A 13768-nucleotide genomic window follows, 5' to 3' on the forward strand; every position below is an offset into this window, starting at 1 on the left:
TTTGTTTTATTGAATTGTAATTCCCATCAGGCCGATAACAACATCGTTCGAAAGTGTTTCCAACGTCAGATGGCTTAATTCTTTAGAAGGATTCAAAGGCATATCCAAAAGTATGCCCGCTCCCCCCTCAATGGAACGTCCATAAACACCCTTTATTCCTAAGTCTTTTCCCAAGTCATTACTTACCATACCTGTCTTGAAATGAATACGATAAGGACGAGGAGAAGATACAGTGAATGCCTGACCATCGACATAGAAATCCTGCTCAATAGGACACCAGTTATCCGGATTCACTAATTCCAGCACATCGGAAGTACCATCCGTATAGAATACACGAATGATACCATTAGCAATGCGGCACTGCATGTGGTTAGTACTACCTGCCATCATCAAATAGGCATGAGAAGCTCTACCGGAAAGCGGAATACTCAAGCTATCCGGATAATTATCCCACAAAGAAGTGAAAGCTATATTGTTTCCTTGAGCCAATGTTCGGAATGAAACACCCAATTGGGTAGTCAACACCTCATCACGTACCAGCGCACGCAAACCCGTATCGTCAATATCAGCTGTTAGTTTCGGGTGACACCACTCACCAATGCCCTGAATAGGAAGCGATAGAGTGGTATAAGGTGAACGGGGAGTGAGATACTTATTCCGGAAAATATCAGTAACATTCGCATTGAACAGAGAATCCATATTTATCATCCGGCACTCTAATGTATTCACCTGTGAGAAAGGGAGAACGACCGATGATTTTTCTAATTCTGATATTTGTATATTCACAGGCTGCCACCATTCCATTTGTCCCTGTTTCATGCGAACAAAGAAAGTATGATGCCCTAAATGATCGTTGACTTTACTTCTAATAGATGTATCACTAACGTTCGGTTGTACCAAAACTCCCTGTGGATCATATATTTCACCGAATAATGCCCCTGAAGTTGAAGGGATATTGATCTCCGCTAAAGCATCCGTCTGTATTTCAGGCAGCATCGAACTCAAACTTTTTCCTCCCCATACAATTTCGACTGTTGATTTCTTTGCAGAAGAGGCAGGGATGATAATCACCGGATAACCAGAAGCCGCTTCTGCAAAACTCCAGTCAGCCTCTCTCCCATTCACTTTCACCGAATGAATTTCTTCTCTCCCGGCATTCACTTGTAATGTCAATGCCAAAGGAGTCTCAAAACGTTGCTCTATTTGGTAGGTATCAACATCTTTTTCCCGAACAAAGCTATAAGTCATATCCGGCAAAGAAATAGAAGCTTTTGACCATTCCGCGGGAAATCCCGGACGAATCACCATCTTACCGTTCAAAACATCCGGTAAAATACCATACAAACCTTGTACCAACAATCGGGAAGCTACCCCAATCGGATCTCCGAAGTCACGATAGCATTCTCCACGGGCAGCATCATAAAAACTGACTTGTCCAAAATTACCCGGACTGTTCCCTAGATACATACCATCCAGAAAGGAGCTTTTCATCAGTCGGCATCCTTCCTCCGGACGTCCTGCCTGAAAATAAGCCAAAGCTGTATGCATCACCTCTGCAAAAGCCACATTATTGATACTCCAGGAATAAGGTAACCAATTGGTAGTGGCAATCGTTGCATATCCCTCTTCCAGTCCATCGGCACATACGGGAATATGAGGTATTTCCGTATCGACATAGCGCGTAGCCTGATAAGCCTGAAAAGGATCAGCAACTTCACTATCAAGTGCATGATATATAGTCCACAATCCCGGACTTTCATGAAGCCGACGATGTCCCATGAAATCCTGATACTCCGCCCAGCAACCTTTACTCTGCATCCAAAGGCGTTTATTCATCGCTTTCAATATTTGTTCGGCTTCCTTCTGATAAGGTACAGAATCTTCACCTATCAAGGAAGCTAGAAAAGCTGCCATTTTATTGGAACGATAGTTGTAAGCCGATGAATGGGTGACAGCACCACTATTGTAATAAAGTGCATCGCTTGCCCAGATACAAGCATAAGCATCATATAAGCCATCATTGTCCGGATCATAATTTAATTTTTCCCAAGCAAGATGACGGGTAATTACAGGCCACATTTTACGGACATACGCCGTATCTCCCGTCCAGTTGAAATGCCATAAGAGTTCATCCATATAACAAAGATTCATGTCATAATGATGCATTTGATTATTGCGCCCCGGATTCCGGCAAATATAACCGTTACTATATTGAGGAGTTCCCCAACGTTTTTCCGAACGTGCCAGATTCATTGTGGAGTCCTGTGCCGGATGCGGAATTGTATTCGGAACATCAGTCACCTGACTGGTCGCATAAGCATCAAAATGAGTACGTGCCCGATCATGCCATCCTAAAGCATCACCGGTATACCCGGCTCTCCACCCACTCAACGGCATACGCCAGCCAATAGCACCGTGCAACCAGACTTGCCCATCCCAAATTCCATCGGCAGCAGCAACTAACGCTCCTCCCAAGGTATTCAAATAAGGGTCCGGAGTTTCTATTTTCAAACGGGAGGCTAATGCCAAAGAAGCCGCCTCCGCTTTTTGATAGAGTTTACGGGCATTAGATTGTTCAGGCACTTCCCCACGTACTAAGTATGCTTCTTTCTGCAAGGGAAGTTCACCTGTGACAAGGTCGGCAGCTTCGGCCGGAAGTTCGAAACAATCAGCCGGATCGACTCCCATATCTCCATTACGACTCAAACGTTTCCCGGTAGCACCTCCATGCTGCCAACGAAGTATAGCCCCTTTAGGCATATTCGAAGCGGAAAAACGCCAGATAGCTCCGTCCATATCGGCTAATGCCAATACTACAATACGCAGTTCTCCTTTTCCCCAAGAAGGGTCTGTCAGATAATAGGTACGTTTTCCTGCCGAGTAGCGGGATTCACAATGTCCGGTACGGTCAAGTGCGACTTCTGTTCCATCACGAAGAATGATTTTGAAACTTATATTTCCTCCACGTCCATTATTATAAAACGCAAAAACCGGCCGGTCACTTGTTTCTACACGAAAAGGGCTATGTCTACCATACAAAGCACGGGTATAGCGGTTCTTACCGTTGATACAAACAAATTCATCTCCATCAGGATGGTATTGCAACGTCCGTTTTGCCCCTCGCAAATGCTCGTTTAAGGAGATGGATTCTTTAAAGTCACCGATCTGTTTTGCCTCTCTTTGAGCATTTAATTGCATTGCCGGCAACATAAAAAGACAATAAGCAGTAAGCCCTCCTTTTAAAATAAGATTCAGACGAAAATATTTCATATTTTTTGTGTTTGATTATGGTAATGGCTTCAATCCTTCCCAACGAACATTCCATGTCCCGTCTTTCGGGAATCCCGGATTAGTTTCAAGACACCCGTCCCAACCTGCACACATCATTGCAATAGCAGTCAACAAGCCACCATTACCCGGTAAATAAACGCGCAAACGACCATCCTGATAATTATGACCATTTATCAGGTATGTATTTGTGCGTTTATCCATCAGTAAAGCTCCAACAGCCTTTTCCGGTTCGCCCAGACGGGCAGCATTCATGGCTGTCATCGGATAATCCCATCCCCAGGTTTTACCCCAATTCCAGTTATCCCAAATCCAGTGCAATGTATTTTTCATATAATCTTCCCGGATAAGTTTATTCATCGGAAGGATACCGACTGAACCCAGCACTGCCATGTGATCGGAAGTATAACGAATGTCTTTATAAGTATCTGTAGCTGTTTCAGCAGCCAGATAAAGTCCATCTGCATTATAAGCTAGAGGTGAAAGTTTGTCGAGCATTTCATCCCATTCCAGATTACGCTGTTGCCCCATGCGCTCACGCCATTGTTGGGCGGTCTGCATTGCAAAATGCCAGTAAGAAAGTTCGAAAGGAGGATTAACAGTTTCTGCTGCACGTAACGTTTCTTGTGCGGGGATGGCACCTTTCAACACATAGCGTCCTTCCAGTTCATCATAGGTAGCAAAGGAGTACATAAATTCAGCCGTCTCTTGTACTAAACGATTATATTTCTCTAGTACTTCTTTAGTCGGATCGGCACGATAAAGCAATTCTGCCAGATAAATTAAATGGGGTTGTTGCCAGATCAAAAAACTTCCTACTTTAGAGGGAGCTTCTGTTCCTGACGGGTCGGTCATTTTCATCCAACGAACACCGTCAAATCCTTGTCTCTGTGCTATTTGGCGTGCCATAGGTTCTGCTTTTTCATACCAAGCAAGTGTACGGTCGAGTAAATTGCTACGGTTCCAGAGAGCAAATTGGGCTTCGTGCCACCAGATCATTTCAAGATGAAATTTACCAAACCATGAATTATAAGTAAGTCCCGTTTCTTGCGGAGGAGTAGTACCCGCGCTTTGAATAGCAAGCAGATATTGACTAAGTACCACACGTCGTTCCAATTCTTTGGCGCGTGAATCCGTACATGACGAGAAATCAACTGCCGCACCTTCTTTCCAGAAAGAGTTCCAATAGTTTTTTGCTTCTTCCTGAATCTGTTCCACGGTGACAGTCTGCGTAGAAGGAGCTTCACTAGTAAAAGCACAGGTAAAAGCCAGTTTGTCGTCTATCGGGGTCAGGACAAAATAATGCTTTGCTTTTTCATTCAAAGTCGCTTTCCCTTCCCAATGCAAAGTTATATAATACTCTGTACTATCTAAAGTGTGCTTCAGGACTGCAGAAGATTCATTTTGAGTAACAATCGTCGTCGTATGTTTATCAACGGCTTCCCAATTACAAGCATCATCACAGTGTCCTCCTGTAGGATACGGAAAGCGAAAACAAATTCCGGTATGTGCCTTGGAGGTTATATGAGCAGCAATCATATCACTGGAAGGATGGCAGACAGTCTCCACCTGATAATCTTCACCATTTAATTTAAACCTGCTCTCAATTTTTCCATTCCACAAACAAAGTTTCTGATGAATATCAGTCACTTGTTCAATATCCGTATCTTTTTTCACGTCGAAACCGACAATCCCTAAATGAAGACGGTGTGGATTGACACGAAACCAGTTAGCGGCATCTTGCTGTCTGCCTTTCTCTTTGAACTGTGTGGCATAAAGTTCTTTCTTCCCTCGCCCAAAATCGTACTCTTTCAAGGTTTCTTCCGGAGTGAGATGTTCCGGATTGGCAAAGCTATGCCATCCCCACTGGCTTTGCGTTCCTAATGGAACACCTTTGCTGTAATTGTCCGGAAATGTCTGTAAACCGGTTATATCTACCGTATAAGCAAACTCTCCATTTCCTACAGAAAGGGAAGCCAATGAATCGAATGCCGTAACAACGGGACTATTTCTTTCTACCAGCGCCTCACGGTCAATAACGGACTGTTTTCCGTCTCCGCAAGCTGTCCAAACAAGAAGTGCTGCAATATATGCTGCTAATGTTTTCATCATTCTTTGTTATTGTTATTTGCAAAAGTATTTATATTTGAAACAATGACGCGGATTCTCTTTCAAAAATCCGCGTCACCCCAACCTAATCCACATCAAAGGATGATTTGAGGATTTTTTATTTTAACTTCCATTTAATGAAATAATCTCCACTCATTATTTTGGAACGGATGGCTGCAGCATTACCAGTACTTTCATACTTTTCCGAAATATATTTCGCCATGAAACTATTATCTTTATAACGTTTCGCCATACGAATCATAGCCGGATAAACTTTTCCTTCGCACGCCATTTCCAACATCATTTCTTTCAATATTTCTTCGTCATTGTTTTGCACATTAGATGTGAAGGTACGTGCTCCTAGGTTACTATAGCTTACTTCTACTCCACGAATCCCTCTGTCACCATATTTACGACTACCAATACCTGTTGTCCCGTTTGAATAATAATATACAGTACTGTTATTCGTCCAATGAGGAGTAATACCATACCAATTCCCGGAATAAGTACCTTCTTCATCAATATCAAACTCACTAGAGTAAGCATTGACCCCTACATTAATCAGTGCGTCTACTACAGATCTTCTGCCCAATTGATTGAATGCTTCCGCCAACATAAAATAAAGGTCTGCACCGCGGTAAGTATATACGAATACATCATCGCGATAAGCGTTACGTACAGGTTTAGAAGTTGGACGGAATTTACTGATAACCCATTTACCATTGTATTCAGATACCGTATAACCCATTCTGAAATCTTTATCTTTATTGCCCAACGGACCGAATTCATTATTTCTGAAACGTTCTACAGCAACCTCTGCTGGTGCCAGCCAATATTTATTCGGATAATCAGAGTCGAAATGCTTCAGCAGGCTGTTCGTCTGCCTGTTTTGATAGTCATACATAATTGCAGATGCCGATTCATAATCATACGGAGTCTCGTTATTAAAGAAATTGGTATAATGGCTGAACAACATATCATTACGTAAGAAAGCAATAGATTGATTCGTGGTACTTTGATATATACTATTCATTTTATTAAGTATCAGGTTGATACATTGCTGGTATCTGCCTAACCACAAACAAATCTCTGCATATATAGCATAGTAAGGAGGAGTCATCATATCCCAACGACGATATTCACTATTTGCCAGTTCTGTATCCGGGTCCACCCAGTCTTTCCATGCTGTTTCGTAAGTCCCGTCAATGTTGTCATAACCAATATCTAACAGATTCTTGCAAGCTACCATCGTTTCGTCAAGATTCAATATGTCAAACTGTGACAGGTCTCTCAACGAAGTCATTGGTTTGTCCACCCATGCCACTTCTCCGTAGATTTTAGCGATTGTCATAAACATCCATGCTTTGATACGCAGCGTACTACTAACTAATGCTTTATAGTGGCTTTCATTTATAGAGTTCTTTTCTTCGTATGCTTTCAATTTCCGAAGATAATCGTTACAAGCATTTACTACTTCGTAGAATCCAGAAGGGTCTGCGTATGAATTACCGCTTAAATCATCATCGTAATTGTACAAATTGTAGAGTTCTGTGGGTGCCGTTGCAGTCGGCACCACCATTTCTCCTCGAAGTTCATTCAAATAAATCACTTTGTCTCCAATGGCTTGCATTTTGGTCATGATACCAATGTAGCCGGAGTACATCTCACTTTCTTCTGATATATAATCCTCATTATCCAGTGTAACATCTGTATCAGGATTGAAGAAGTCATCGCATCCTCCCAATAAGGTAACCGCCAGAATGAAAGCGGCGTTTAATAATATCTTTTTCATCTGCATCATTAGAATTTCAAGTTAATACCCAGTTTGACTGATTTCGGTTGCATCACTTTCGCATAATCAAATCCCTGTGTGGCACTGTTACCGGATGAATAGGCAAATTCAGGGTCCATTCCTAAATATTTGGTAGCAGTAAGCAAGTTTTCTCCTGTCACATACAGTGTGCCGGAACGGAAAAACTTCCAAATCGGTTTGTCGAAACTATAGCTCAACGTAACGCTTTTCATACGTAGAAAAGAAGCATCTTCAATCCAACGGGAAGAGAAATTATTATTTCCAATAGCATCTCCATAGCTGGCACGCGGGATATTAGTCACTTGTCCTTCTACATTCCAACGATTAGTCACTGCTACACTTTGGTTAGAGAAAGAAGAAACTGATTCCAATGTCCTTCTTACCGCATTGTATGCTTCATTTCCTTTTGAATAAGAGAATTCGGCCGCCAGTGAGAAATGCTTATAACGAATATTGGTATAGAACCCTCCAAAGTAATCAGGAGTGGCACTACCCAATGATACATAATCTTTAGAATCAATACGTCCGTCATTATTCTGGTCTACATAACGTACATCACCAGCACTGTATGCCTGATTACTGCTGTTGATCAATGCGGCTTCACTCGCTTCCGCTTGGGTAGAGTAGACACCGTTTGCTTGCAATCCGTAGAATTCATATGGATTTCCACCTACACGACTTACTATCATCGAACCGTCACTATATTGAACTGTTTCCTGATTGTTTCCGCCCAATGATTTAATCTTACTCTCCATGAAAGAGATATTACCTCCTACAATCCATTCAAAGTCACGCATACGGATAAGGGAAGCTTGCAATGAAAGCTCCACTCCATTGTTATCAATTTTTCCGACATTTGCATAATAAGCAGATGTTCCATAGATAGCAGATTTTCCAATGTTCATGATTACATCTTTGCTTCTGCCACGATAATAATCTACTCCCAGACTAATACGGTTTCTCAAGAAAGAAGCATCCAAACTTAAATTCATCTGGGAAGTTATCTCCGGTTTCAAATGCGTATTCGGGATTTGGGTACGCATAATACCCGATACAGCCATATAGGGTGAACTACTATAATAAGATTTTCCATAATTGGAAGAAAAGCGACTGTTTCCTGTCAGGCTGTATTCTGCACGCAAATCCAGACGGGTGATCCAATCCTTGTCTATAAGGAAAGACATATTCTTCGCCATCCATGTGATTCCGCCTGATGGATAAACCCGAAAATGGTTGGTGTATCTTCCGTTTGCGGAAGAACCGTCGATAGACATATTCAATGCAGCATTCAATACATGATTATAAGTATAGTCAACGTGACCATAAATATTAGCCCAGTTCCATTTATTCTGATAACCGTCGAAATAACGACCTATAGCATCAGCCGAACCCAGTACCTGATAGAAGTCATTGGTTGTGTTGCGAGCGTATGCCCCGTCGTATTCCTGCAGAGTAGTCAATATTTGCACTCCTGCCATAGCATTCAAAGCATGACGGCTACTGAATTGCTTGCTGTAGCGTGCGTTTAGGTTATAAAAATAATTAGTCGTTTCGTTTACACCTTCCCGTATCGTATTTTCTTCAGTACCATATGTATCTGTAGTAGGAACGATAGTAAGATCTGTTCTGCCTGGAACGAAAATATGCTCCTTATTATAGTTATAATAAAGCCCGAAGACACCATTAAGAGAAAAACCGGGAAATATTTTATAATTGAAACCTGCCTTAATATTCACATCATATTGGCGACTGTTCGCATCCAAGTCATTGACAATGGCTAACGGGTTACTTACAGCAAAGTCCATATTTTTGCTGATTCCATAATAGTAGTCGGAGTAAATCGGAGTAAATTCTCCGTTATCAGCCTTCTGATAGGGAGCAAGCAGCGGAGACTGCGCATAAGCGGCGAGCAAAGGATTGGTACGCACATTCATCCCTTGTTCTTGATAATTACCGTTGATATATGCCAATCCGACAGTAGCATAGACTTCAAAATTCTTACTTACTAAGAAGTTTCCGTTCAACTGTGTATGATAGCGGTTCTGCTGAGTACTTTTCAATATTCCGTCTTCTTTAGAGTAGCCCAAAGACAAGTCATATTTGGCGATAGCATCACCACCTTCTACTCGAAACAGATTTTCTGTCACAAATCCGCTCCGGTAGATTTCATCTTGCCAGTTCGTATTGTTATTGTAATAGTTGGCGTATCTACTATTAGTTGGGTCGCTCATGAAAGGGAATTCGGTAAAGAACTCATCCATGTTTCCGAAATAACTCATTCCCATGTCTGATAGATAAGAACGGTAATCTATACCATTCAGCAAGGGCATACGTTTGTTATTCCAATTAACACCAAACTGGCCGTAATAACTGATTTCCGTGTTCATATTCTCCGATGTAGCACCATCTGTTTCAATCAGAATGACACCGTTAGCACCCATAGAGCCATATAAAGCCGCTTCCGCACCTTTCAAAACGGTGATATTTTGAATATCATTGAGGTTGTAAGCCTGAAAGATATTACGGCTCAATCCGTTAATCAATGGTGAATCATTTACGTCCGGTATATAAGGAATGCCGTTGATGACTACCAGTGGAGCATTATTACCCACAAAAGAACGTGTTCCGCGAAGATTGATGAAACTTCCCTCTCCTGGCATACCGCTACCACGGGTCACTTGCAAACCCGCAATCTGTCCAGCCAAGGCGCGATCTATCTTCATACCAGCAGGTACGAAATCTTTTTTAGTGATATTCTCTGCAGAAGTAGTCACTTCATTCGTTTCAATACGGAAGGGCAGCACTGTTGTTTCATTATACTTATATTCCGATTCAGGAATCATTATGATCGTCATCTCCTTACGGTTGTCCACTGCTTGAAGCACCGTATAATATCCGGCAGCCCAGACAGAAATAGTGGCTTTCTGTAGATTCTTGCATTCAATTTGAAAAACTCCGCTCTTATCCGTAGTGACATTTTCGCTTCCGGTGACGGATATTACCGCACCCTCAATCGGAACATTCAGGGTGGATAATACTTTACCGCTTATTTTGCCTTGTTCCTGTGCATACAGATTGACAGCGACCAAGCAAAGTAACAGGGTGAAAAATAAAACTTGTATCTTTTTCATGTTGTCTTTATTTTCATAAGATTAATAACAGTCCGCAGTTGGTCTTAAACACCAGTGGTATAGTGCTGCTTCAGATAGATTGGAACCTGATCCACTAAGACGTATCATAATTTCGCTGGCTTCGTCTCCCGGAATAGTGACTGTACCTACAGCACCTCCATCACGATCATATTTTGATTTATTTTTAAATCCTTGTGCAACAGCTTCATCTATTCCTTCCGGATATCCGCCTCCGCCACGATCATAGTGGTAAGCAGATGCATTATTAAGCACCGACTGAGAAAGAGTGGCTACAGGAATTTCTTCTCCATTCTTGATAATTGAAACGGCAATCGCTCCTAAAGTTTTCTTTTGTCTGAACCCCATGGTGAGCGTATATGTTCCAGGAGGAACCTTATAAGGAGTAGCCACATAGCGAGTTCCCACAGTTTCACCTCTAAATGGTGTATAATCAAGCGTATATATTTGATTATCAGGATCTGTCAAGTTAAAATAGAGAACTCTGTAATATATCGTAGGGAATCCTAATGCTGCCCATCCTGCGCAGTTCGCTTCATCCGTTTCACTAATCTTGTTAAATGAGAGATTGGTAGTCTTGAAATACGTATCTTTATCATCGGCACTCAAATATTCGTAGTTTCTGAAAAGCTCTTTAAGGCGATATATCAATACGTTAGTAGGTATCTTCATTTCAGTGACATGGTAAGCTACTCCGTTACTCATGGATATCGGATTGTCAAGATCTACTTTCTGCACGGTCGTGCGCCATTGTTTACTGAATACAGAAGTTAAGTCCTCATTGCTTTCAAAACTGGCTTTATCATAAATCTTATTAAAGAAAGCCGATTGAAATATCCAGTTTTCCAGAATGCTGTCTGCACGTGTCATATTCCAGTTCTCCAGATTCTTCCGTGCTACGCTTAATGCGTTATTGATTACGTCATTGGACGGGATTAGCATGGTAGCACTGAGATTTTCGGACATGATGTCAAACTTTACCTTTTCAAAATAAGGAGCTCTTACGGTAAATACCGAGTCATATACGGTATTTCCCGTATTGTCTACTCCTACCACTTTACTCGCGTCTCTGTCAAATGTCAAAACATTACGTGACAAGATCATTTCACGGAAGATAGAATAATCGTCACCCAAATTTTCTATGATCTCATACATGCTGCGCGGAGCATTGATAGCCTGATCTAACAAATACAAATATCCATTGGTCAGTTTAACTACCCGAGTTACGGTTGCATTATTAAATTGAATACTAGAAGTATTATTTTCCCCATCGGTTTTACTGATATTCAAATATTTACCGCTCCACATCAAAAGACGTTGTCCATCTTCCAGATTTGAAGGTGAGATAGAGGCATCAGAGATATAGGTCTGAGCGGTGTATATAGGATCATCCCCCGCTGCAATGCTTGACTCCACTGCCAGAATGGTGTACATTTGTTCTTTCGCCAATAATTGTTCCACCATGCCTGTTTCGCTGAACAGCTGGTACATATTACTTAAAGAGGATTCTTGAGCCAAATAATCGGTAAGGGATTCATTGACAATGGAAATCTCCGTATTATTAACCGTACTGGCGTTTTGAGCATAATGCTCATCCCATGTGTTAGTACAACCGCTTCCTATCAATCCGATAAGGGCAATGCCGAGTATATATTTTTTTGCTTTCATGGTTTATTCGTCAAATATGGGTTCAAATTCTAAATAATCTAAGTATATACGATAATCGGATTTATCACTAGCAGCAGGGTCCGTCAATACCAGTCTGAATGTGTGAGTAGAGTTTTCTGTAAATTCTATCTCATCATAAATCACATCTTCATAACATCCCAACTTGTTGCTTTTGAGAGTAGTGGTTGAACTGGTATACGGTGCACGTGTGACTGAATGATCTCCATCAAAGCTGAAAATCATTTGTCCTCCGTTACTTCCGCCACTTTTTGTTCTGATAAAATCCATAGATGTAGCATAACCAAAGTGTAATGTTACTTTGTACTTTCCCTTGATGATAGACGGTGTTTCCATTGAGATCCAACCTGTATTACCAATGTTCAACATTAGAAAGTCATAATTACGGGCAGTTTTCCAGTCATTATTCGTCCGGGTAGTAAAATAGGTAATATTATAATATTTATCAAAAGCTCCTGATGGATTCTTTAGTTCATATTCATAACAATTAAGTTCTGAGATGTCGCATTTCTTTTCTGCCGTTCCAAATGATTCCTGAAATTTAATGCCCTCCTCTCCATGACCGTCTGCAATCCAGTCTTTGATAACAGAGAAATTACATACATCAAACAATACAGTTTCCGGTTTTACATCCGCAATCGGCAGGTAAGTGGAAACTTGATGAATATAGCCATTCTTAGCTTGCAAATTACAAGCGTCTTCCACAAAGACAGCTTTGTTTGCTTCGTCCTGATAGTTCAAGTAAAATTTTCTATCTTCCTCTTGGCTTATTCTTACCACATTTCCTTTGCACGATGTGTTCCATATCTTAGAAGTCGCATTTTCACTGTCAAAACTCTGCAAGTCGTTCAAATCATAACTTCCGGTCAGGATGTGATAGGCTACATATTTATACAATGCATTCTCCGGATTACTATAGTCACTGCTTGCTCCCAACAGTTGTGCTAAATCAGCCAGACTATTGATACCTGCATCATGAAAAACATCATCCGTTACAGCTAACAGTGTGTAATTGCGTTTCTGCTTGATAGTTTGTCCCTGATCATTTTTCAGTTCATCATAGATAATGTCCAACTCAGCTCCCCATCCCGTCGCATCTAAAGCGGACTTCAAGAGGGCGTAAGGACGTCCGCTTTCGGATATCCGGGCATATACGCTTTCAGTAAGCGGAGTTAACGTATTTCCTAACACATATACATAACCGTTGGATACCGGATTTGCAAATTCAAGCACATGGGCTTCACTGTTCAGATAAACGGACCGCATACCACCACCGCCATTTTCCGCACTTCCGAATGATACCATCAAAATATCGTCAGAAACAGTTTTCTTAGCCAATGCACCTTCCTTCTCAATAAAAGTTGCTTGATTAATGGTGTCTTGTATAATATGATAAGACACCAAATTACGTGCATATTCCGTTCCCAATTCTTCGATGGAAGAAACCCCTCTCCGAGTGTAAAACTCCTGTACAGCTGTATTGTTGGGAACGAAAAGAGTGAAGCGCTGGGTAGCCTGATTCACCGCATTGTATAAGTCCGCATATTTCATGATGTGAATCCATTCGGAAAAGTCTTCCGACCTGCTGGATAAATAAGTTGCAGCAGGCTGTGTATCAAAGACCACAAAAGTGTCTCCATCATACGGATCATTACAAGCTGCACATAAAACGATGAGCAGCATCCAGTAATATTTTTTTAGTTTTTTCATCATATATCGTTAT

At 41.4% G+C, this 13768-nt stretch carries 6 protein-coding genes; all 6 read right to left on the bottom strand.

Annotation, left to right across the window (positions count from 1 at the left end; translation table 11 throughout):
• Window positions 1-6 precede the first annotated feature (6 nt).
• The 6 genes from AAHJ11_RS06050 to AAHJ11_RS06075 all read right to left on the bottom strand — a co-directional run bounded on the left by AAHJ11_RS06050 (window position 7) and on the right by AAHJ11_RS06075 (window position 13755).
• Window positions 7-3270 (bottom strand): DUF4450 domain-containing protein, encoded by a 3264-nt coding sequence (locus AAHJ11_RS06050; RefSeq protein ID WP_413579189.1) that lies wholly within the window; start codon window positions 3268-3270, stop codon window positions 7-9.
• Window positions 3271-3285: 15 nt separating this feature from the next.
• Window positions 3286-5397 carry a hypothetical protein gene (locus AAHJ11_RS06055; protein ID WP_320974313.1) on the bottom strand — a complete coding sequence of 704 codons (2112 nt, stop codon included), beginning with the start codon at window positions 5395-5397 and terminating at the stop codon, window positions 3286-3288.
• Window positions 5398-5515: 118 nt separating this feature from the next.
• The gene (locus AAHJ11_RS06060) at window positions 5516-7198 is read right to left on the bottom strand and encodes a RagB/SusD family nutrient uptake outer membrane protein (protein ID WP_148364285.1); all 1683 of its coding nucleotides are present in this window, start codon (window positions 7196-7198) and stop codon (window positions 5516-5518) included.
• Window positions 7198-10341, bottom strand: coding sequence for a SusC/RagA family TonB-linked outer membrane protein (locus AAHJ11_RS06065; RefSeq protein ID WP_148364284.1), 3144 nt, complete (start codon window positions 10339-10341; stop codon window positions 7198-7200). The genes AAHJ11_RS06060 and AAHJ11_RS06065 overlap by 1 nt, the downstream gene beginning before the upstream one ends.
• A gap of 21 nt (window positions 10342-10362) precedes the next feature.
• A complete protein-coding gene (locus AAHJ11_RS06070; RefSeq protein ID WP_122135669.1) occupies window positions 10363-12027 on the bottom strand; it encodes a hypothetical protein in 1665 nt (554 codons plus the stop codon).
• Between the two features lie 3 nt (window positions 12028-12030).
• The gene (locus AAHJ11_RS06075) at window positions 12031-13755 is read right to left on the bottom strand and encodes a DUF5108 domain-containing protein (RefSeq protein WP_148364568.1); all 1725 of its coding nucleotides are present in this window, start codon (window positions 13753-13755) and stop codon (window positions 12031-12033) included.
• Window positions 13756-13768 lie beyond the last annotated feature (13 nt).

Origin of the sequence: Bacteroides sp. 90-K9/2, from assembly GCF_047310725.1 — a bacterium.
In the GTDB taxonomy this organism is placed as follows: domain Bacteria; phylum Bacteroidota; class Bacteroidia; order Bacteroidales; family Bacteroidaceae; genus Bacteroides; species Bacteroides vicugnae.